21 protein-coding genes and 1 tRNA gene are annotated in these 19,888 nt (G+C 65.9%); 5 read left to right on the forward strand and 17 right to left on the reverse strand.

Annotated features, from left to right (window positions below; genetic code table 11):
* Positions 1-168: 168 nt before the first annotated feature.
* The 14 genes from LC092_RS20060 to LC092_RS20125 all read right to left on the reverse strand — a co-directional run bounded on the left by LC092_RS20060 (position 169) and on the right by LC092_RS20125 (position 12,810).
* Entirely contained in the window at positions 169-666 is a 498-nt protein-coding gene (locus tag LC092_RS20060; protein WP_224809411.1) for an RNA pyrophosphohydrolase, read from the reverse strand.
* Between the two features lie 101 nt (positions 667-767).
* Positions 768-1,949, reverse strand: coding sequence for a divergent polysaccharide deacetylase family protein (locus tag LC092_RS20065; RefSeq protein ID WP_224809414.1), 1,182 nt, complete (start codon positions 1,947-1,949; stop codon positions 768-770).
* Between the two features lie 76 nt (positions 1,950-2,025).
* Positions 2,026-3,363, reverse strand: a complete 1,338-nt coding sequence (locus tag LC092_RS20070) for a S41 family peptidase (protein WP_224809416.1) — start codon at positions 3,361-3,363, stop codon at positions 2,026-2,028.
* Positions 3,360-4,736, reverse strand: coding sequence for a murein hydrolase activator EnvC family protein (locus LC092_RS20075; RefSeq protein WP_224809418.1), 1,377 nt, complete (start codon positions 4,734-4,736; stop codon positions 3,360-3,362). The genes LC092_RS20070 and LC092_RS20075 overlap by 4 nt, the downstream gene beginning before the upstream one ends.
* 238 nt (positions 4,737-4,974) lie before the next feature.
* The gene (gene rlmH / locus LC092_RS20080) at positions 4,975-5,457 is read right to left on the reverse strand and encodes a 23S rRNA (pseudouridine(1915)-N(3))-methyltransferase RlmH (RefSeq protein WP_224809419.1); all 483 of its coding nucleotides are present in this window, start codon (positions 5,455-5,457) and stop codon (positions 4,975-4,977) included.
* A 276-nt stretch (positions 5,458-5,733) separates the two neighbouring features.
* Positions 5,734-6,144: a ribosome silencing factor gene (rsfS, locus tag LC092_RS20085; protein ID WP_224809420.1), complete on the reverse strand. Its 411-nt coding sequence runs from the start codon at positions 6,142-6,144 to the stop codon at positions 5,734-5,736.
* Positions 6,145-6,296: 152 nt separating this feature from the next.
* On the reverse strand, positions 6,297-6,926 hold the full coding sequence (locus LC092_RS20090) for a nicotinate-nucleotide adenylyltransferase (RefSeq protein ID WP_224809421.1): 630 nt from the start codon (positions 6,924-6,926) through the stop codon (positions 6,297-6,299).
* Between the two features lie 35 nt (positions 6,927-6,961).
* Positions 6,962-8,248 (reverse strand): glutamate-5-semialdehyde dehydrogenase, encoded by a 1,287-nt coding sequence (locus LC092_RS20095; RefSeq protein WP_224809422.1) that lies wholly within the window; start codon positions 8,246-8,248, stop codon positions 6,962-6,964.
* Complete coding sequence (gene proB, locus LC092_RS20100) at positions 8,241-9,440, reverse strand: glutamate 5-kinase (protein ID WP_224809423.1); 1,200 nt, start codon at positions 9,438-9,440, stop codon at positions 8,241-8,243. The genes LC092_RS20095 and proB overlap by 8 nt, the downstream gene beginning before the upstream one ends.
* 37 nt (positions 9,441-9,477) lie before the next feature.
* Complete coding sequence (gene obgE / locus LC092_RS20105) at positions 9,478-10,521, reverse strand: GTPase ObgE (protein WP_224809424.1); 1,044 nt, start codon at positions 10,519-10,521, stop codon at positions 9,478-9,480.
* Positions 10,522-10,564: 43 nt separating this feature from the next.
* Entirely contained in the window at positions 10,565-11,134 is a 570-nt protein-coding gene (locus LC092_RS20110; RefSeq protein WP_224809425.1) for a GNAT family N-acetyltransferase, read from the reverse strand.
* Positions 11,116-11,736 (reverse strand): GNAT family N-acetyltransferase, encoded by a 621-nt coding sequence (locus LC092_RS20115; RefSeq protein WP_224809426.1) that lies wholly within the window; start codon positions 11,734-11,736, stop codon positions 11,116-11,118. Before LC092_RS20115 ends, LC092_RS20110 begins: the two co-directional genes overlap by 19 nt.
* 138 nt (positions 11,737-11,874) lie before the next feature.
* Positions 11,875-12,144, reverse strand: a complete 270-nt coding sequence (rpmA, locus tag LC092_RS20120; RefSeq protein WP_224809427.1) for a 50S ribosomal protein L27 — start codon at positions 12,142-12,144, stop codon at positions 11,875-11,877.
* Between the two features lie 48 nt (positions 12,145-12,192).
* Complete coding sequence (locus LC092_RS20125) at positions 12,193-12,810, reverse strand: 50S ribosomal protein L21 (RefSeq protein WP_224809428.1); 618 nt, start codon at positions 12,808-12,810, stop codon at positions 12,193-12,195.
* Between the two features lie 469 nt (positions 12,811-13,279).
* Between LC092_RS20125 and LC092_RS20130 the strand changes: the two genes are divergently transcribed.
* Positions 13,280-13,369: transfer RNA gene (locus tag LC092_RS20130), tRNA-Ser, on the forward strand.
* Between the two features lie 257 nt (positions 13,370-13,626).
* Here the strand turns inward: LC092_RS20130 and LC092_RS20135 are convergent.
* A complete protein-coding gene (locus LC092_RS20135; RefSeq protein ID WP_224809429.1) occupies positions 13,627-13,995 on the reverse strand; it encodes a VOC family protein in 369 nt (122 codons plus the stop codon).
* A gap of 258 nt (positions 13,996-14,253) precedes the next feature.
* Between LC092_RS20135 and LC092_RS20140 the strand changes: the two genes are divergently transcribed.
* Positions 14,254-14,775: a DUF2478 domain-containing protein gene (locus LC092_RS20140; RefSeq protein WP_224809432.1), complete on the forward strand. Its 522-nt coding sequence runs from the start codon at positions 14,254-14,256 to the stop codon at positions 14,773-14,775.
* A gap of 33 nt (positions 14,776-14,808) precedes the next feature.
* Here LC092_RS20140 and LC092_RS20145 read toward each other — a convergent pair whose 3' ends face one another.
* A complete protein-coding gene (locus LC092_RS20145; protein WP_224809434.1) occupies positions 14,809-15,516 on the reverse strand; it encodes a dienelactone hydrolase family protein in 708 nt (235 codons plus the stop codon).
* 67 nt (positions 15,517-15,583) lie between these two features.
* On the reverse strand, positions 15,584-16,660 hold the full coding sequence (locus LC092_RS20150) for a hypothetical protein (protein WP_224809435.1): 1,077 nt from the start codon (positions 16,658-16,660) through the stop codon (positions 15,584-15,586).
* A 123-nt stretch (positions 16,661-16,783) separates the two neighbouring features.
* Between LC092_RS20150 and LC092_RS20155 the strand changes: the two genes are divergently transcribed.
* The 3 genes from LC092_RS20155 to LC092_RS20165 are packed head-to-tail and all read left to right on the forward strand — an operon-like array spanning position 16,784 to position 19,744.
* Positions 16,784-18,259, forward strand: coding sequence for a tripartite tricarboxylate transporter permease (locus LC092_RS20155; protein ID WP_224809437.1), 1,476 nt, complete (start codon positions 16,784-16,786; stop codon positions 18,257-18,259).
* A complete protein-coding gene (locus tag LC092_RS20160) occupies positions 18,256-18,711 on the forward strand; it encodes a tripartite tricarboxylate transporter TctB family protein (RefSeq protein WP_224809439.1) in 456 nt (151 codons plus the stop codon). The genes LC092_RS20155 and LC092_RS20160 overlap by 4 nt, the downstream gene beginning before the upstream one ends.
* On the forward strand, positions 18,704-19,744 hold the full coding sequence (locus tag LC092_RS20165) for an AbrB family transcriptional regulator (protein ID WP_224809441.1): 1,041 nt from the start codon (positions 18,704-18,706) through the stop codon (positions 19,742-19,744). Before LC092_RS20160 ends, LC092_RS20165 begins: the two co-directional genes overlap by 8 nt.
* The last annotated feature ends 144 nt before the right edge of the window (positions 19,745-19,888 follow it).

Raw genomic sequence — 19,888 nt, forward strand, 5'->3', positions numbered from 1 at the left:
ACTATAGACGGTAAGGCGGGCACCTTGGTGCGGGTTGTTCATCCTTCGGGATCCTCGGCTGGAGTTTGGCGATTGCAGCCTAACCCCGAACCGGGTGAACAACCTCCTGAGACTTCACAACTAGCCCCGATTGCAAGGCGATAGAACAGGGCGCGTCGTCGCGCCGGATCAGGCGGTCAGAGCGGCGAAGGCATCGACCACGGCCTCATAGGTCGCGCGCTTGAACGGTATGATCAGGCCGGGGAGCTCGCAGGCGCGCGCCCATCGCCAGTCGCAGAATTCCGGCTTGTGACCGTCGGGCGGGTTCAGAATGTCGATCTCGGCCTCGTTGCCTTCAAAGCGGAAGGCGAACCATTTCTGCGTCTGGCCGCGAAACCTGGTCGTGCGCCCGGAGCGTGCGACCTCGGGCGGGTAGTCGTAGGAAATCCAGTTCGGCGCCTCGGCGATCAGGCTCGTCGTGCGGATGGAGGTTTCCTCGAAGAGTTCGCGCCGCGCCGCGTCCAGGGGCGTTTCGCCCTCGTCGATGCCGCCCTGCGGCATCTGCCAGCAATAGGTCTCGTCCGACCCTGTGTCGGGGTGCCGTTTTCCGACCCAGACCAAGCCGGCCCGGTTGATGAGCATGACGCCGACACAGGGGCGATAGGGGCGGGAGGAGGCAGGGGACATGGCGATGCTCCGTCTGGGCGACACTTGCGCGTGGTGTCGTAGAGCATTTTTCGCCCGGGTGGAATCCTTCGGGCGCGAGACCCGCGCGCGGGTCTCGCGCGTCAGCGCATCGTGCGGTCGATCGACGCGCTCACCGGAACCAGCTGCAGCCCGCGCTCGTCCAGGTCCTGCGACCATTTTGCGAGCAGCTCCACCGTGACCGGCAGTGCGGTTGCGATGCCGACCGCGACGCCCTGCGCGCGGGCTGTGCCTTCAAGCTGCAACAGCCGCGCGGTGATGTCCTTCGGGCGGGGAACATCGTCGATGATCAGATCCGCATGCGAAAACGGCGTGCGCAGGCCGCTCGCCGTCGGCGTCGCGAGACTGCGCGAGGACGATCCGTCGTCGACGAACATCAGGCCGCGGTCGGTGATTGCCGCCAGCAGCTTCTCCAGCGGCTCCTGCGACGCTGTGAAGCGGGCGCCCATGTAGTTCATGACGCCGACGTAGTTGGTCATCCGGCTGAGCAGCCAGGACAGGCGCTCGTCCATCTCGCGCGCGTTGTGGCTGACGAGAAGCGTGTGCGGGCCGGGATCGTTGTCGGGATAGTCGAACGGCTCCATCGGAAGCTGCAGGAGCAGTTCGTGGCCATCGAGCCGTGCCCGCTGCATCCACCTGTCGAGGCTGGCGCCATAGGGCGCGAAGGCGAGCGTCACTTCGGCCGGCAATTGCTCGATCGCGGTTTGGGTTCCAGTCTGCGACAGCCCGAGCCCGCCGACGATGATCGCGATCTTCGGGATTGACGCGAAGGACTGGTTGGCGGGGCGCGCATAGACGTCGATCGGGCGCAATCCGCTGTCGGAGACCTTGGGCAGCGGGCCATGAGGGCCGGGTTCCGTGACCCTTGCATCCGCCCGCACGGACAGTCCGTTGGCGACGGCGTTGGCATTTGCGTCTGGGTGGGGACCCGGCGCATCGGAGCTCGAAAGCGGCTTTGGTTCGAACCTCGGCCCGAGCGCCTGTTGTTTGGCAGGATTGGCTGCGGAGGGATCGCGCGCGCCTTCGGGAAGCGACGGACGGATCTCGACCACGCCGAAATCGCGCGAGGACAGCCCGTCCAGGGACCGCTCCAGCGGCACCGTCGCTGTCGGTTCGCCGCCGAGCGGATCGTCGACGACGCCGATCCATACGAGCCCGGTCGTCACCAGCACCGTCAGGAGGCCGGCGCCGATCAATCCGAGAGGGAGATTGAAGTACTTGCGCTTGCCAAGCCCCAGCGGAGCCGACAGATCCTTCCCCGCCATGATACCTCATTTGCCGCGTTTGACGGGCGTCCGCGGCTGCCGCTCCCTACGGCCGCTGCGGACGGTCATCGATTCATCAGTTCGGAATGCCGGCTTTCTGATCGCCAACCGGCGGGAAGGCGCTGTTCACCTGGACGCCGTTGAGCAGGTCCAATGCGAAATTCAGCTGGGCATCGTCCTTCGGGTCCGGCGGAACATAGGCCTGGCTGCCAGAGCCTTCCTCGTCCTCGCCTTCGCCCTTCAGATGCCCGCGCAGCCCGGCTTCGCCTTCCGTCTCGACCTTGCCGCGCAGCTCCTCGGGAAGCTCCTGAAGGAACTCGATGTCCGGGGTGATGCCCTTGGCCTGGATGGAGACGCCCGACGGCGTGTAGTAGCGCGCCGTGGTCAGACGGATCGCGCCATTGGCGCCGAGCGGCACGATGGTCTGCACGGACCCTTTTCCGAAGGAGCGGGTGCCCAGCACGGTCGCCCTGCGGTGGTCCTGAAGCGCGCCGGCCACGATTTCGGAAGCCGAAGCCGAACCGCCGTTGATCAGAACGATGACCGGGTAGCCGTCCGCAAGATCGCCCGAACGGGCATTGTAGCGCTGCGTTTCGTCGGAGTCCCGACCTCGCGTGGAGACGATTTCGCCGCGCTTGAGGAAGCCGTCGGAAACGGCAATCGCCTGATCGAGGAGACCACCGGGATTGTTGCGCAGGTCGAGCACGAAGCCCTTGAGCTTGTCCTCGCCGATCGTCTTCTTCAGCTCTTCGATGCTCGACTGCACACCGTCGTAGGTCTGCTCGCTGAACTGGGTTACCCGGACATAGCCGATGTCGCCTTCGGCGCGGTGGCGCACGGAGCGGATGCGGATGATGTCGCGCGTGATGGTGATCTTCAGCGGCTCGCTCACGCCTTCGCGGCGAACGGTCAGCTCGATGCCGGTGTTGACCGGTCCGCGCATTTTCTCGACCGCTTCCGACAGCGTCAGGCCCTGGACCTGTTCGCCGTCCAGATGGGTGATCAGGTCGCCCGCGAGAACGCCCGCCTGGAAGGCCGGGGTGTCGTCGATCGGCGTGACCACCTTGACCAGGCCGTCTTCCATGGTGACCTCGATGCCGAGGCCGCCGAATTCGCCGCGGGTCTGCACCTGCATGTCGCGGAAGTGCTTGGGCGAAAGGTAGCTCGAATGCGGGTCCAGCGAACTGAGCATCCCGTTGATCGCGGATTCGATCAAAGCCGCGTCGTCCGGGGTTTCGACATAGTCGGAGCGGACCCGCTCGAACACGTCGCCGAACAGGTTGAGCTGCCGGTAGGTGTCCGAAGCGGCGGCATTCGCCACTCCGCTCACCCGAACGGGCATCTGTGACAGGGCCGTTACGGTCGCGCCACCAATGAGCGCACCGACCAGCAAGAGGGAAGCTTTCCGAATCATCCGCGAACCTTTTCGTCTTCGGGCCGAACCCACCATGGGGTGGGATCGATCGAAATGCCGTCTTTCCTAAACTCTACATAGAGCACGGGCTGCGGTGCTGAAAGGTCGAGTGTCGCAGCGCTGGCCACACGGGTTTCGCCCATGGCCGCCACCGGCTCGCCCGCAAGCACGAATTGACCTTGCTCCACAGTGGTTCGATCCATTCCGGCCAGGAGAACATGATATCCATCGCCGGCATTCAGGATCAAGACCTGACCGTAGGACCGGAACGGCCCTGCATAGACCACCCAGCCGTCGGCAGGGGCCACGACCTGCGCTCCCGTTCGGGTGGCGATGGAGCGTCCGCGGGTCTGTCCGCCGAAACCGTCGTCCATGCCGAAATCGCGCAAGGTGGTCCCGGCCACGGGAAGGTTCAGCCTGCCCTTGGCCTGCGCGAAGGAAATCGCCGGCGCAAGCCGCCCGGCATCGCTGAAAGGATCCGCGGGAACCGCCTTGCCGTCACGCGCCTTCGTGGCGTCGCGCGCCGCCTCGGCCGCGGCCCGTGCGCTGGCGATGTCGCGCTCCATGGTCGCGATCAGGTCCTTGAGGCTTTCCGCCTCGCTCGCCAGTTCCTCCGAGCGTGCCTGTTCCTTTGCAAGCTGCGCCTCGGTGCTCTCGCGCTCCTGCTTCTTGGAGGCGACGAGGAGCTCCACCCGGGCCTGTTCCTCTGTCAGGCGCCTGGCATCGGCGACGAGCCGGTCCCGCTCGGCCGCACTGGAAAGACGGACCTGGCGCAAGGTGGAGAGATCCCCGGCGAGCGCCTGGGCCTCCAGATGAATTTCGGGCATGACCGCATTGAGCAACAGCGCGCTTCTGACGGCACCCAGCGCGTCCTTCGGGCGAACCGCAAGCGCGGGCGGCGGGTGCTGGCCGATGCGCTGCAGCGCCGCCAGTACCTCGGACAGGACATCTTGACGTTCCGCCAATGATGCGCGCACCGCGTCCTCGTTTGTTCCGAGGCGACGCAACCGGTCTTCGGTCGCCGCCAGTTGCTCTTCGAGTTGCGTGACCCGTTGCGCCGTGCGCAGCAGTTCCGCGTTGAGGGCCTTGCGGTCGCGCTCGATCATGCGGATCTCGCGGGCGATCGCGGCCTGCCGGTCTTCCGACAACGTCAGATCCCGTGTCAGCGCGGAGAGTTCTTCCTCCCGCCGGGCCTTGCGTGTCGCAAGAGAGTCCTGCGCTGTGGACGCGGCATCAGGATCCGATGTCTGCCCGGCTTCGTCCTGCGCCCAGGCCTGCCCGGCAAAGCCGGTCAAACAGCTTGAGGCGACCGCAAGCCAGAAAGCGACGATCAGCGGTCCGGTCCGCAACGCATTGGGCAGTTTCTTGCGCATTCACCACTCCGCCCGCAATTACGCGACGGTCAAGCGCGGAGACCGCCGACAACGGGCATTTCGTATCGGGGACTGAGGCGGGCCTTTCACACGGGCCGAGGATGCCTCAGTCTTCTTAACGAAACGTCAACCCTAACGAATGGTAAACCGTAAAACCCTGCCTATTCGTTAAAAGGGCTAAAGGACAATTGGGGCGGAATACGGGCAGGGACGGACGGGGAAAGACGGGCGGGCAGGTTCAGACGCGATGGTAGGGATGCCCGCTCGCGATCGTGATCGCCCGGTAGATCTGTTCGGCAAGAAGCACCCTGGCAATCTGGTGGGGCCAGGTCATCGGCCCGAGCGCAAGCGTCAGGCGGGCTGCATCCAGCAAAGCCGGGCCGTGTCCATCGGGTCCGCCGATAGCAAAGGCCACATCCGCCGTGCCGGCATCGCGCAGCTCCTGCATCTCCTGGGAAAACGCCGCGCTTGTACGGGTCTTGCCGGTTTCGTCGAGGGCGATGATCACCGCTCCGGCGGGCAGGGCGGCGAGCAGGGCGCGGGCTTCCTCGGCCTTGCGGTCGTCTCCGCGCTGGGCGCGCGATTCGGCAAGCTCGATGACGGACAGCGGACCGATCGACACGCTCCGCCCTGCCTTGCCGATGCGGTCCTCGTACCGATCGAAAAGCGTTCGTTCCGGGCCGGTCTTCAGCCGGCCGACGCAGGCGATATGGATGCGCATTGGGATTCCGCTTGGTCAGCCGGGAAGGGCGCGCGACACACGGGGCTCGCTGCTCCCGGAACAGGTCCGCGCAACCAGCCCCCGGAACAGGACTGCAGAACCGGCCTTCAGAACCCGCGCCCGCAATGGGGTTTGGGCCGGAGTCGGGCGGGGCCTGGCCACCGTGCGACCGGGCGCATGCGTTCAGGGGCGTGGCGGACACAACCGTCCCGCCACCACGCTGTCGCGGTGTTCGCATGCAGCGCTCCCGAAAGCTGCACCGGGAGCTCGCACTGCCTAGCCGGCGTAGTGAACCGGCGTGTTGTCGTCCACCGACCACATCTTTTCGATGTTGTAGAAGGCGCGAACCTCCGGTCGGAAGACATGGATGATGACGTCACCGGCGTCGATCAGCACCCAGTCGCACTGGGGAAGGCCTTCCACACGGGCACTGCCGTGTCCGGCTTCCTTGAGGTCGCGCAACAGGTGGTCGGCGATGGCGCCGACGTGCCGGTGCGAACGACCCGACGCGACGACGACCTGATCGGTTATCGGCGACTTGCCGGTGATGTCGATTGAGACGATGTCTTCGGCCTTTGAATCGGACAGGGAGGCCAAGACGGTTTCGCGCAGGTTCGCACGCGCAAGCGTGCCGGCTGCGGCGTGATGAGGAGCGGTCGGTGCCGTCTCCTCGGTTTCGAAGGTCATGCTCAGACGGATTGCCTTTCGTCCAGTTTGCATCCTTGGGCGCACGAACGGGATGTTCGCTGCCCGACCTCATGAGGCGCGCCGTGCGAAACGACTCTTCCCCATGAACAAAGATAAGCTTCGCTTGTTGGCCTTTTCAAGACATCGCAGTTTCACCAAGGCCGCGCGGCGGAGCGCAAATGCGTCGACGACATCGGGTCGCGCGGCGCATGCAGAAAGGTCCAGGCCGGTGGCGCCAGGCTCGCGAGCCGCTGTGCCCGTTCTTCCGGGAGCCGCGCCTGCGCGAATGTCTGGGCCGCCGGAGACCACAGGGCCGACAGTGTCGCCCCCGGGCGGTCGACCACCGCGACCGGAACGCGTTCGAAGATCGAGCGCCAGGCCTGCCACCGGTGGAAGCCCGCAAGATTGTCAGCCCCCATCACCCAGACGAAACGGACACCCGGGCGCAGCTTGAGCAAACGCGCGATTGAGCGGGCGCTATAGCTGGTTCCGAGCCGCGCCTCAAGCGCCGTGACGCGCATGCGCGGATGATCGGCGATGTCCTCGACGCGGGAGATCCGTCCGGCCAGCGGTTCGAGCTCGTCATGGCTCTTCAGCGGATTGCCCGGCGTGACCAGCCACCAGACCTGATCGAGCGCAAGCCGCTTCAGCGCGGTATCTGCCACGAGCCGGTGTCCGGAATGCGGCGGATTGAAGGATCCCCCGAACAGGCCGACGCTGCATCCCGGCTCGATATGCGGAATGCGCAGGTAGCGCTCGGCTGCCGTCCCGGTGCCGCTCATCGCCTGCCGCGCCGTTGCGTCGCCTGTCGGACCATTCAGGGCCGCACCTGTCCGGTGCCGCGCACCCGGTACTTGAAGCTGGTGAGCTGCTCCACCCCGACGGGACCGCGCGCATGCATCCGCCCGGTCGCGATCCCGATCTCGCCGCCCATGCCGAATTCGCCGCCGTCGGCGAATTGCGTCGAGGCGTTGAGAGTGAGAATGGCGCTGTCGACTTCCGCGAAGAACCGTTCGGCCGCTGCCGGGTCGTCGGTGACGATCCCGTCGGTGTGATGCGACCCATAGGTCTCGATATGGTCGATCGCCGCCGAAAGGTCGTCGACGACCCGCACCGACAGGATCGCGTCCAGATATTCGGTGCGCCAGTCGTCCTCGGTGGCGGGAGAGGCTTCCGGCACGGCGGCGCAGACGGCCGCATCGCCCCGGATCTCGCATCCGGCCGCGATCAGCGCCTCGCAGATCGGCTTGAGGTGGGTCGCGGCGACGGCGCGGTCGATCAGCAGGGTTTCCAGCGCACCGCAAATTCCGGTCCGCCGCATCTTGGCATTGACCGCGATGTCGCGCGCCATGTCGAGGTCGGCCGCCTTGTCGATCACCAGATGGCACAGGCCTTCCAGATGGGCGAAGACGGGGACCCGCGCTTCCGCCTGGACCCGCGCGACCAGGCTCTTGCCGCCGCGCGGCACGATGACGTCGAGCGTGCCGCCGAGGCCTGCAAGCATCTCGCCGACGGCGGCCCGGTCGGTCACCGGCACCATCTGGATCGCGGCCTTGGGCAGGCCCGCATCGGCCAATCCCTGCACCAGCGCTGCGTGGATGGCGAGATTGGAGCGGATCGTGTCCGACCCGCCGCGCAGGATCACGGCGTTTCCGGCCTTCAGGCACAGCGCGCCGGCGTCCGCCGTTACATTGGGCCGGCTTTCATAGATGACGCCGATCACGCCGAGCGGCGTGCGCACCCGCTCGATCTGCAGGCCGTTCGGACGCTCCCAGGAGGCGATGACGGACCCGACGGGATCCGAAAGCTCGGCCACGGCTTCCAGACCCGTGGCGATTGCCTCGATGCGCTCGTCCGTCAGCGTGCCGCGGTCGAGATAGGCAGCCGTCTGGCCGCCCGCGCGCATGGTCTCCAGATCCATCGCATTCGCGGCGAAGATCGCGTCGCGGGCGCTGCGCACGCGGGCGGCCATCGCGCGCAAGGCGTCGTCCTTCTGCCGGCTCGGCACCGTCGCCAGGGTGCGTGCCGCAGCCCGTGCCCGCGTTCCGATGTCCTGCATCAGGCCGGCGATATCCGTGGCCTTGTCCTGTGTGCGTTCAAGCATGTCCGCTTTCCTCTTCCGCTGCCCTGTCGCAAAGGGCGGTCTCGATTGTCTGGTCGCTGAGCACGAGGTCGTCGCGATGCACCATTTCGGCGCGCCCGGCATAGCCAAGGATTGCCTCGATCTCGCGGCTGTTGCGCCCCATGATCATCTGCGCTTCGGGATGGTCGTAGGCGACGATGCCGCGACCGATGTCCCGTCCGTCCGGCCCGACGATCCGCACCGCATCGCCGCGGCTGAAGGCGCCGTCGATGTTGCGTACGCCGGCGGGCAGCAGGCTGCGTCCGGCCACCACCGCGCGGATCGCGCCGGCATCGAGCTCCAGTGTGCCGCGCGGCTCCAGATGGCCGCCGATCCATGCCTTGCGCGCACTTGCCGGCGTGGCGCGGGCCGAGAACCAGGTGGCCCGACCGCCGTTTTCGATTGCCGACAGCGGGTTCATCCGGGTGCCGCTGGCAATCGCCATCGTCGTGCCTGCCGATGTGGCGATGCGGGCGGCATCGATCTTGGTGCGCATGCCACCGCGCGACAGTTCCGACCCGGCCGCACCTGCCATGGCCTCGATCTCGGGCGTGATCGCCGGCACTTCCGGCAGGAAGACCGCATCCGGGTCCTGCGCTGGCGGCGCCGTGTACAGCCCGTCGACATCCGACAGGAGCACGAGGCAGTCGGCGCTGCACATGGTGGCGACGCGGGCGGCAAGACGGTCGTTGTCGCCGTAGCGGATTTCAGATGTCGCGACGGTGTCGTTCTCGTTGACGATGGGAACGGCGCCGAGCTTCAGCAGCGTGGCGATGGTCTCGCGGGCGTTCAGGTAGCGGCGGCGTTCCTCGGTGTCGCCGAGCGTCAGCAGGATTTGCCCTGCCGTGAGCCCGCGCGCGCCGAGCGCCTCCGCATAGGCCTGCGCGAGCGCGACCTGTCCGACGGAGGCGGCGGCCTGCGCCTGTTCAAGCCGCAGCGGGCCGGGGGGAAGGCCGAGCACGCCCCGCCCCAGCGCGATGGCGCCGGAGGAGACGACGATCAGTTCCGCGCCGGCCTTGGCCAGCATCTGGAGATCGTCGCACAGCGCCGCGAGCCAGTCTCGCTTCAACTGGCCATTGGCCACGAGCAGCGAGGATCCGATCTTGACGACGATCCGCCGGGAGCGGGAGAGGCGCCCCGTTTCGCCGGCTGCGGGCTGGAGAAGTTCGCTCATGATCTTCCGGGTCCGGTGTTGCGTCTTGCGCGCTGCGTCAGGGGCGCCAGGGTTCTGAGGGCACCTGGGGAACGGTGTTCGCCTCTTCCGCCCGGTCGCTGTCGATGGCGCGCTGGATCATGCGCAGCGTGAGGTCGACATTCTCGCCGCTGGTCGAGGAGAGAAGCACGGGCTTTTGTCCGCAGGCGGCCTCCAGTGCGGCGGCCTTCTGCTCGCGAAGTTCGGGGGCAAGCGCATCGACCTTGGAGAGCGCGACGACCTCGGGCTTTTCCGTCAGCCCGTGGCCATAGGCGGCCAGCTCGCCGCGCACGACCCGGTAGGTCTCGCCGGGGTCTTCCTCCGTGCCGTCGACCAGATGCAGCAGCGTGCGGGTGCGCTCCACATGGCCGAGGAAGCGGTCGCCGAGGCCGACACCGTCATGCGCGCCTTCGATCAGGCCCGGAATATCGGCAAGCACGAACCCGCGCCCGTCGATCTCGACGACGCCGAGATTGGGGTGAAGCGTGGTGAAGGGATAGTCCGCGATCTTCGGGCGGGCCGCCGAGACCGACGCCAGGAAGGTCGACTTGCCGGCATTGGGCATGCCCACCAGTCCGGCATCGGCGATCAGCTTGAGACGCAGCCAGATCCATTTCTCCTCGCCCGGCAGACCCGGGTTGGCGTGGCGCGGCGCCTGGTTGGTGGAGGATTTGAAATGGGCATTGCCGAAACCGCCGTTGCCGCCCTTCAAAAGCAGCAGGCGTTCGCCGACATGGGTCAGGTCGGCGATGACGGTGTCATTGTCTTCCTCCAGGATCTCGGTTCCGACCGGAACCCGCAGCACCACATCGTCGCCCTTGGCGCCGGTGCGGTTGCGGCCCATGCCGTGCATGCCGGTCTTGGCCTTGAAATGCTGGTGGAAGCGGAAGTCGATGAGGGTGTTCAGCCCGTCGACGCATTCCACATAGACGTCGCCGCCACGACCGCCGTCGCCGCCGTCGGGTCCGCCGAACTCGATGTATTTCTCGCGACGAAACGAGACGGCCCCGGCGCCGCCGTCGCCGGAGCGCACATAGATCTTGGCCTGGTCGAGAAATTTCATCTTTGCGTCGCTTTCTGCGCGGCCCCGTCGGCCGCTGTCACGTTCATATCATCATGCAAGCGAAAAACGCCGCCCGGTCGAGCCGGAAGGTCTGGTCCCGCTCACCGGCCACGTCCGGTCCTGTGCGCGCGAAACCTGCCCGTGAAAGCACGGCATGCGATGCCGTGTTGACGGTGCTGGCCCGTGCCGCCACCGCATGCGTTGCCGTTGCGCCAAACAGCCACCCGAGCGCGACGGGTGCTGCCTCGCTCATGTAGCCTTTTCCCCAATACTCGCGGCCAAGCCAATAGCCGATCTCCGGCGTTTCGTCCAACGCGCGAAACGAGATCACGCCGATCAAACCCGTTCCATCGTCGAGCGCGAAGGCGACCTCGCGAGCGTGCGCCTGCTGCAGATAGGCCAGCCAGGCGCGGGCATCTGCCGCGGAGTAGGGGTGGGGAACCCGCGCCAGGAAATGCGAGACCTCCCGGTTGCCGGCAAGGGCGACGATCCGGGCGACGTCAGATCCGGCGGGCGCCCTCAGGGTCAGCCGTGCAGTTGCAAGCGTCGGATGTCCGACGCCTGCACCCGGTGTCCTCGACCTGGTATGCGCGTCTACAGATCGGTCAGGCACTTCGACCGCCCCCAGCGCTTCAGCGCGGTCCAGGTGCTCTTGTCGAGGGCGAAACGGTCGACCGAGACGGCGCCGCCGGCGCCGCGCGACATGATCATGCCCTGATCGAGGAACTGGAACCCGCATTTCACCAGCACCCGCCGCGAGGCCGGATTGGTGACGCGGGCCGCTCCGGTCAGACGGGTGATCGGCGTCGCGGAGAACACGAAGTCGATCATCGCCTGCGCCGCTTCCGTCGCATAGCCCTGGCCCCAGAACGGCTCGCCGATCCAGTAGCCGAGATGCACGGCCCCGCCGTCCTCAAGCGCGCTGTAGCCGGCCGCGCCGATAAAGCGACCCGTCGATTTCATCCGGATCGCGAATTTGGCGCGATGGGCCGTGCGCTGGGCAGCGCGCGCCACCAGATTGCGGGCGTCGTCGAGCGTGAAGGGATGGGGCATGGTTGCGACCATGGTCGCGACCTTGCGGTTGTTGGCGAGGGCGACGATGTCGGCGAGATCGTCGCTGCGCGGTGCGTCGAGACGCAGCCGCTCGGTGTCCTGCGGCGTCAGGGCCGCGCACAAACTCTCCTCGTCGAGGGTCTCTTCAAGATCGGCAACCATGGTGTCCTCCGGCAGTGCGACAACGAAAACGAAAAGGGGAGATGGCGGCCCATCTCCCCTGATCTGTCGCGATCTTGCCGGTTTTCTCAAACCGCCGGGTCGATGGGACGCCGGCGGTTTGGAAACAACACGTCGGCTTTACTCTGCAGCTTCTACGAGTGGCGTTACGGTAATAAACGTGCGCTTGTTGGCCTTGTTCTCGAAGGTCACCTTGCCCTCGATGGTGGCGAAGATCGTGTGATCCTTGCCCATGCCGACGCCCGTGCCCGGATGCCACTTCGTGCCGCGCTGGCGCGCGATGATATTGCCCGGAACGACGGTTTCGCCGCCGAACTTCTTGATGCCGAGACGGCGGCCCGCGGAATCGCGGCCGTTACGTGACGAACCACCTGCTTTTTTATGTGCCATGACGAAACTCCTCGTCCGAAATCTGTGCCTGAGGCGACGGGGCGTCGATTACTTCGACGCCAGCTCCGAAGCCTGTTCGATCCAGTTGTCGCGGTCGATGCGGCCCTTGAAGGACAGCGCGTCGTCGACGCGGGCGATGTCTTCCGCGGTGAATGCCGCGACCTGCGCATAGGTGGTGATGCCGAGCGCATTGAGCTTCTTCTCGAGCACCGGACCAACGCCGGAAATCTTCTTCAGGTCGTCCGCCGGTCCCTCGGGAGCGGTGAACAGCACCGGAAGCTCTGCCTCGGCCGTGGCTTCGGCGGCCTTCTCGGCCTTCGGAGCGGCCTTCTTCTTGGCTGCCGGCTTCTTGCCGTCCGTCAGGATGTCGGTGATCTTGACGAGCGTGAAGCTCTGGCGGTGGCCGTTGCGGCGGCGCGAATTCTGGCGGCGGCGCTTCTTGAAGATGATGATCTTGCGGGTGCGGGCCTGGTCGACGACCTCGCCGACGACGCTGGCGCCGTCGACGCGCGGTGCGCCGATCATGGTGTCGGTCCCGCCGCCAACCATCAGCACCTCGTCAAAGGTCACGGTCTCGCCCGGCTCGCCATCGAGCTTCTCGATCTTGATAAGGTCGTCCTGGGCGACAGTGTACTGCTTGCCGCCGGTCTTGATCACTGCGAACATGTCTCGCACGTCCTTCTTTTCGTTCTTCGAATGCACTCACCTTGCCGTTTTGGCGGCGAGCGGCTTGCGACGCACCCTGTGGCGCCCCGACAGGCGGGGACTTTGAAGAAGCCGGACCCTGCGACACGCGACCGTCTAGCCGCAAACGTCGTCGGGAACCGGCTCTGCCGCAACTCGCCACGAAAAAACGCGGGCCGAAAGGCCAGGGTTTCGAGGTGGATGGAAGCGGCGGAAGCCTCGGGCAACGATAAAGGGAGACGGAACTCCCTACGCGAAGCAGCGCGACTATACGGATCGGCGGTGGAAAGTCAACGCTTCCGGCACCGGGAAACGCGCATGCGCGGGCGGTTTCACGGTCTGGCGCCGCGGGCGTGCGCGAAGCGGGAAAAACGTCAGACGCCCCCTTGTGCGACTTCGCGCTCTTCGTTATGTACGCGGTCACGTCGCGACCACATCGCCAGACGTTTGCGGAGAGGTGCCGGAGTGGTCGAACGGGGCGGTCTCGAAAACCGTTGAGCGCGCAAGCGTTCCGAGGGTTCGAATCCCTCTCTCTCCGCCATTTTCTGACTTCGCGCTGTCGCCCTTCGGGCTTCGCTCCAGTCGGGACCTTGCAACGGCTCGGGCGGCTCTTCGCCTTGCGAACCCGTTGGGTTCGAACGTTATCCCGGAAGCGCCGCCATTTCCCCTTCACAAGTCTCTTGCAAGCGCGACGGCGTCGCGTGGGCACGCGGCTGCGCCGGGGCGCGGCGCGGTCCCCAGCCGCCTATGCCCTTTCCCGCTCTTCAGCACGCTGAGGCGGCCGGCGCGGGCCCGTGTTCAGTTCGGGCAGCTTACGTCGATCACCGTGCCGTCCGGGTCGCGAAGCAGCAGCCGCATCTGACCGTAAGGCATGCGGGTCGGCCCATCGACGATTTCCGCGTCGAGCCTCTGCGCCGTTTCGACAACGGGCGCGAGATCGTCCACGACAAAGGTCAGGATCATGCCTGCGGGCGCGCTGCGGATGGCGGGTGGGACGACGTCATGGTCGCGCTGGAGGATGCCGAACTCGAGGCCCGAAACGCCGGGATGGGTCAGGATGACGAACCAGTCGGAATCGAAGTGACGCGTCATGCCGAGCAATTGTTCGTAGAACGTGGCGGTTCGGTCTGGAGTGTCGCTCAGCACGTTGGTAAAGGCTCGGTTCATGTCCAGGGTCCGTTGCGGGGCGGCGTCAGGGCGTGAAATGCAAGGTTTTGCAAATCCTACATGGGAAACCTCTGATTGCAAGAGCGGGCGCCCCGCCGGGGGGCGGGGCTTGGGCGCGCGCGAATGGGTCGCGTTGCCGATCCCCCTGAGCTCTGCCAGTCTGGCCACCCCGGTGGCGCTCTTCGCTCTTGGCGGTGCGGGCCGTCCGGGGGTATGACAGTTGCGCGCCGAGCCGATGCGGACGAATGGAGACGACCTATGAGAATTGCCTACACCAAGGCAGAGGAACGCGGCGACATGGACCGTCTCCTCGCAGGCGTTGCGGAGGATCTGGCGGCGCGTGGTCTTCGGTGTTGCGGTATTGTCCAGATCAATTCGCCCGACTGCGACAACCGGACGTGCGACATGGACGTGCAGGTGCTGCCGGACGGTCCCCGCATCCGCATTTCGCAATCGCTCGGCCCCGAGGCGCGCGGCTGCCGGCTGGATGTCGGCGCACTGGAGACGGCGGTCGGGGAATGCGAACGACGCCTCGATGCGCAGGTGGATGTGTTGATCGTCAACAAGTTCGGCAAGCGCGAGGCGGAAGGCGGCGGCTTTCGCGCACTGATCGCCGAGGCGCTCTCGCTCGACGTTCCCGTGGTCGTCGGGGTGAACGGCCTGAATGAGACGGCGTTTCTCGACTTCACCGCCGGGGCTGCGGTGGCGCTCCCGCCCCGCGCCGGGGCGGTGCGCGACTGGGTGATTGCCGCTGCCGCCCCGCTTGACGCGACCGCCTGAGGGCTGCGGCACCGGGAACAGGCGGTTTCGCGCCTATTCGGCCTGCGCCGCGTTGCGCAGGAAGGTCAGGCTGCGGGCAAAGGCCCGCTGCGCGCACGGCGCGTCATAGGCGCTCTTGCGCCAGTTGTTGAAGCCGTGTCCGGCGCCTTCATAGCTGAATACCTTTGCGCCTTCGGGGAGCTGGCGGCGCAATTCGGCGATGGCCTCCGGCGGCGTTCCTTTGTCGTCGGCACCGAAGTGCAGCATGATCGGGCAGGCGACATCCCCGGCGATGCCGAGCTTCTCGATGCCGACGCCGTAATAGCCGACCGCGGCGTCGATGCCCGGTCGCGTGGCACAGATCGTGGCCAGCTTGCCGCCGAAGCAGAAGCCGAGCAGGAACACCGGGGCGCCACCCGCCGCCCGCGCATGGTCGACGCAGGTCATCACATCGTCGGCGGCCAGGTCCCAGTCGAGCTTGCCATAGAGGGCGCGCGCGGTTTCCAGGTCCTCTCCGTCATAGCCGAGCTGGACGCCGGGCTCGATGCGCCAGAACAGATCCGGCACGATCACGTGAAACCCCTCGTCGGCCCATTGGTCGGCCAGTTCGCGAATGTGCTGGTTGGTTCCGAAGATTTCCTGCAGCAGCACAATCCGCCCGGTCGGCCGCTCGCTCGCCGGATGCGGCGGATACACTTCATAGCAGGGGAGTTCGGCGCTGCCCGTGGCGATCCGGGTGTCTTTGCCGCGTGTCAGTTTCATGTGGATCTCCAAAGAAAGACGGAGGTCCGCGTCAACGGACCTCCGGGATGTGTGGCCTGGGCCGGGGTTACTCGAACCGCGCGCCATAGGCGCGTGCGAGAAAGTCCTGCAGCCAGGTCTTGTCGTCTTCCGACATCGCCTTGGTGGCGTTGATCGCGGCCTCCAGCGCCTCTCCCGCATAGGGAGTGTAGCCGTTGAGGGAGGCATCGATCTCCTTGAGGAACACCGGGTCGGCAAGCATCGAGGCAATGCCCTGTTCCAGCGCCTCGACCGCCGCATCCGGCGCGTCCTCGTGAACCATCAGCACCCGTCCGAGGCTCACGGTCGCGCCGGTCATCGCCATATAGGCGCTCCATGCCGGCCCTTCCGGATCCGCGCCGTCGTTCAGGCTGCGGTAGACGTCCGCGACCGTCGGGAGATCGGGGACTGAAGGGTCGGCGACGAGCTTGCCCTTGCCGTCGATGAAGCCTTGCGAGAACAGCGGCACGGCCTTGCCCTCGTCGATCATCGGCTGAACCTTGCCCGTGTAGTTGGGCATCGTCTGGCCGTCGATATTGGCCTCGCCGCGTTCGAAGGCGAGCAGGGTTTCCGACTTGCCCTCATAGCCGGTGATAGCCCTGATTTCCGTGTCCAGCACCTTGAGGCCAAGGAGCGTGTCGATCGAGGCCATGATGCCGGCGCTGGCATGGATCAGGCGGTCGGCGGCCGCGGGAATGTCGGCGGGCTTTTCGATGCCTAGATCGGCAGCGGCGAAGGTCACGCGCCCGACCGGGCCCGCCATCAGCGGATCGTACTGGCCGAGTTCCGCGCGCGAGCCTTGCAGCCCGAGCATGATCCGCATCAAGAGCTGTCCGGTGCCGACCATGAGGGTCTCGCCGTTGGGCTCGACCCGGGTGACATAGTGGTTGGACGCCAGGATCGAGCCGGATCCGGGCATGTTCTCCACGATGATCGCGGGATTGCCGGGAATGTGGTCGTCCAGATGTTCGGCCACCACCCGTGCGAACTGGTCTGTGCCGCCGCCAGGCGAAAAGCCGACGAGCAATGTCACCGTCTTGCCTTTGAAATAGGCGTCCGCCTGCGCGGCCATCGGTGCCATGGCAGCCGCGCACAACGCAACGGCAGCAACAAGTGATTTCTTCATGAAAGACCTCCCTTTCTGATCGCCCGGCTCCCTCCGAACGATAACTGTTGACAGTTAAAGCGTAAATTGATTGAAATTCAAGCGTTGATTGGGAAAAGTGTCGATACTTTTGAGGGGGGATTCATGCTAGACGCCGCCGTACAGGCATTGTTCATCGTGCTGCAGCCAGGGCATCTGGCTTATCTGCTGGTCGGCGTCGGGGTCGGCCTTGCAGTTGGCGTTCTGCCGGGGCTCGGCGGAATTGTCGGCATGGCGCTGCTTCTCCCGCTGACCTTTACGATGGATGCGACGGCAGGCTTGGCGATGCTGATCGGCGTGGCGGCCGTGATCACCACGTCGGACACCTTTGTCTCGGTGCTGATGGGGGTACCGGGATCTGCCGGATCGCAGGCAACCGTCGTCGACGGCTATGCGATGGCGCAAAAGGGCGAGGGCGCCCGCGCGCTCTCCGCCGCCTTCCTTGCCTCCATGTTCGGCGGCATCATCGGTGCGTTGGCCCTGTGCCTGTCGTTGCCGGTCGCGCGCGGGATGGTCCTGTCCTTTGCCTCGCCCGAACTTTTGATGATGAGCGTGATGGGCCTTTGCATGATCGGCGTGTTGTCGGGCAATGCGCCGCTCAAGGGCATCCTCGCCGCCTCGCTCGGCCTGTTCCTCGGCACCTGGGGCGCTTCCAACATCACGGCGGAATACCGCTACTCCTTCGAGATGGACTATTTGTTCGACGGCATTCCGCTCGTGGTCCTCTCGCTCGGCCTCTATGCGATCCCGGAGTTTCTGGACGTTCTGTCGCGCGGCGGATCGATTGCCCGCAAGGGGCTTTCCGTTGGATCGGGCTGGGGCGAGGGCGCCCGCGACGTCCGTCGGAACTGGCCGCTGGTCGTGCGCCACTCCCTGGTCGGTGTCGGTGTCGGGATCGTGCCCGGTCTCGGCGCCTCGATCGTCGACTGGCTCAACTACGGCCTGCTGGTGCGCACCGCGCGCGACAAGTCGAAATTCGGCTCCGGCGATGTGCGGGGTGTGATCGCCCCTGAAAGCGCCAACAACGCCAAGGAAGGCGGCGCGCTGATCCCGACGCTTCTTTTCGGCGTACCCGGCAGCGCCGGCATGGCGCTTCTGCTGAGCGCCATGGTGGTCCAGGGCATTCAGCCCGGACCGCGCATGCTCACCGACAATCTGCAACTGATCTTCGCGCTGGTCTGGAGTCTCGCGATCGGCAATGTGGTCGGCACGGCCGTCTGTTTCGCGCTGTCGCGTCCGATCAGCCGTCTTGCGCTTGTGCCGTTCAGTCTCCTGTTCCCGGTGGTGTTCACGCTGATCATCGTCGGCGCCTACCAGTCGACGCGCCATTTCGGCGATCTGCTGGCGTTGGTTGCCTGCGGCATGCTCGGCTGGCTGATGAAGCGCTTCGGCTTTCCCCGTGCGCCCCTGCTGATCGGCTTCATTCTCAGCGCGCTGGTGGAGCGCAACCTGTGGATCACGCTCAACCGCTACGGCTGGGACTGGCTGTCGCGGCCGGGCGTGCTGGTGATCGGCGTCCTTACGCTCCTGTTCCTTGGATATGGCCTGCGCGCGGCGTTGCGCCGGGAGAAATCGGCATGAGCAAGCGCGAACGCCTCTACCATCTTGCTTTCCTCGCGTTGATTGCCGCCGTCCTCGGCTACGGCCTCGTGACCGCGCTGGACTTTTTCCCTGGCGGCCGGTTCTTCCCCGTCACCGCGACCACGATCGGCCTTGTGTGTTGTGCCGCTCTCGGGCTGCATCTCCTGTGGGGGGCGGAATCGGGAGCGGCGCTGGACGCGAGCACCCAGCCGGCGGAATTTTCCTATGCGGTGTTGTTCTTCTGCGCCTTTGGCCTTTACATTGCCGTCGTCTATGCCACCGGCTTCTTTCCCGCGACAGCCTTGTCATTGCTCGTCTTTCTGCGTCTCTACGCAAGGGTCGGGTTGGTGATGACGGTCTGTGTCACCGCGGCGACCCTGGGCGGCACCTATCTCTTCGGCATTCTGCTGAACATTTCATGGCCCCGGGGGGTGCTCTCAAGCCTTGTCTAGTGTCTCCGTCGCCTTTCGCTATCTCCTGAGCCTGTCTTTCGGACTGACGGGAGGCGCCATTTTCTACCTGCTCGGTCTGCCCTTGCCCTGGATGCTGGGGGCGATGCTTCTGACGCTGATCTGCAGCGTCTCCGGATTGCCCCTGGCATCGCCGAAGTCGGCGCGACCGGCGATGAGCGCGATCATCGGCGTCGTGCTTGGAACCTATTTTCAGCCTGAGCTTTTCGCGCATGTCGGCGAATGGCTGTTCAGCATCAGCGCGCTTTTCGCCTTTATCGCGCTCGCCGGCGGAATCGGCGTGAGCTACTTCCATTTCGTCGGGCGGATGGACTGGAAGACGGCCTATTTCGCCGGCATGCCCGGCGGGCTGATCGAGATGGTTCTGGCCGCCGATGCCAATGGCGCGGATTCCCGCAAGGTCGCGCTGGTGCATTCCACGCGGATTTTCCTCACGGTAATGATGCTGCCGCCGCTGGTCACCTGGATGGAAGGCGCGGCCGGTCCGGCGTCGGCGCGTCCGATGATGCCGGTGACGCTCGAGAGCGTTCTGCTTGTCGCTCTGCTGGCCTCTGGCGGCGCCCTGCTCGCGCGCTTGCTGCATTTGCCTGCCCGCTATCTCATGGGGCCGATGCTGCTGTGCGCCGTGCTCAATCTTTCCGGCGTGCTGCATGATCTTGCCCCGCCGACGCTGCTGGTCTGGGGCGCGCAGATTGTCATCGGCACGGTGATCGGCTGCCGCTTCATCGGCGTTGACTGGCGCCATGTGATCGGCGTCGTCGTGCTGACCGCGGGCTCGATCCTTGCCTTCCTGTGCCTTGCCTTCGGCGTCGCCTTGCTGCTTCAGGCGGTGATGGACATTCCGCTCGCGCAAGGGGTTCTCGCCTTTGCGCCGGGCGGCGTTGCGGAAATGAGCCTGGTGGCGATCGCGCTTCATGTCGATGCGGCCTATGTCGCGCTCCATCACGTGATCCGGATCTCGGTGGTGATGGCGGCGGCGCCGCTCGTGTTCAAGCTGCTCAAGCGCGGCACGTAAAAAAACGGGCGCCGCGAAGGCGCCCCAGACTGCTGACAAACCCCTGGCTTTGGCCGGGGGTTTTTGATTCATTGTTTTTATGTTGAAGAAGCCCGGCCCGGATCAGACAGCGCTCGAGATGGTGACGCTTGAGCAGCTTGTTCC

Origin of the sequence: Stappia stellulata (genome assembly GCF_020176715.1) — a bacterium.
Classification (GTDB): Bacteria; Pseudomonadota; Alphaproteobacteria; order Rhizobiales; family Stappiaceae; genus Stappia.

What these genes read in the sequence shown, in the direction of transcription:
- LC092_RS20060 (WP_224809411.1), bottom strand. Translation starts at nt 666, where the DNA reads ATGTCCCCTGCCTCCTCCCGCCCCTATCGCCCCTGTGTCGGCGTCATG.
- LC092_RS20065 (WP_224809414.1), bottom strand. Translation starts at nt 1,949, where the DNA reads ATGGCGGGGAAGGATCTGTCGGCTCCGCTGGGGCTTGGCAAGCGCAAG.
- LC092_RS20070 (WP_224809416.1), bottom strand. Translation starts at nt 3,363, where the DNA reads ATGATTCGGAAAGCTTCCCTCTTGCTGGTCGGTGCGCTCATTGGTGGC.
- LC092_RS20075 (WP_224809418.1), bottom strand. Translation starts at nt 4,736, where the DNA reads ATGCGCAAGAAACTGCCCAATGCGTTGCGGACCGGACCGCTGATCGTC.
- rlmH (WP_224809419.1), bottom strand. Translation starts at nt 5,457, where the DNA reads ATGCGCATCCATATCGCCTGCGTCGGCCGGCTGAAGACCGGCCCGGAA.
- rsfS (WP_224809420.1), bottom strand. Translation starts at nt 6,144, where the DNA reads ATGACCTTCGAAACCGAGGAGACGGCACCGACCGCTCCTCATCACGCC.
- LC092_RS20090 (WP_224809421.1), bottom strand. Translation starts at nt 6,926, where the DNA reads ATGAGCGGCACCGGGACGGCAGCCGAGCGCTACCTGCGCATTCCGCAT.
- LC092_RS20095 (WP_224809422.1), bottom strand. Translation starts at nt 8,248, where the DNA reads ATGCTTGAACGCACACAGGACAAGGCCACGGATATCGCCGGCCTGATG.
- proB (WP_224809423.1), bottom strand. Translation starts at nt 9,440, where the DNA reads ATGAGCGAACTTCTCCAGCCCGCAGCCGGCGAAACGGGGCGCCTCTCC.
- obgE (WP_224809424.1), bottom strand. Translation starts at nt 10,521, where the DNA reads ATGAAATTTCTCGACCAGGCCAAGATCTATGTGCGCTCCGGCGACGGC.
- LC092_RS20115 (WP_224809426.1), bottom strand. Translation starts at nt 11,736, where the DNA reads ATGGTTGCCGATCTTGAAGAGACCCTCGACGAGGAGAGTTTGTGCGCG.
- rpmA (WP_224809427.1), bottom strand. Translation starts at nt 12,144, where the DNA reads ATGGCACATAAAAAAGCAGGTGGTTCGTCACGTAACGGCCGCGATTCC.
- LC092_RS20125 (WP_224809428.1), bottom strand. Translation starts at nt 12,810, where the DNA reads ATGTTCGCAGTGATCAAGACCGGCGGCAAGCAGTACACTGTCGCCCAG.
- LC092_RS20135 (WP_224809429.1), bottom strand. Translation starts at nt 13,995, where the DNA reads ATGAACCGAGCCTTTACCAACGTGCTGAGCGACACTCCAGACCGAACC.
- LC092_RS20140 (WP_224809432.1), top strand. Translation starts at nt 14,254, where the DNA reads ATGAGAATTGCCTACACCAAGGCAGAGGAACGCGGCGACATGGACCGT.
- LC092_RS20145 (WP_224809434.1), bottom strand. Translation starts at nt 15,516, where the DNA reads ATGAAACTGACACGCGGCAAAGACACCCGGATCGCCACGGGCAGCGCC.
- LC092_RS20150 (WP_224809435.1), bottom strand. Translation starts at nt 16,660, where the DNA reads ATGAAGAAATCACTTGTTGCTGCCGTTGCGTTGTGCGCGGCTGCCATG.
- LC092_RS20155 (WP_224809437.1), top strand. Translation starts at nt 16,784, where the DNA reads ATGCTAGACGCCGCCGTACAGGCATTGTTCATCGTGCTGCAGCCAGGG.
- LC092_RS20160 (WP_224809439.1), top strand. Translation starts at nt 18,256, where the DNA reads ATGAGCAAGCGCGAACGCCTCTACCATCTTGCTTTCCTCGCGTTGATT.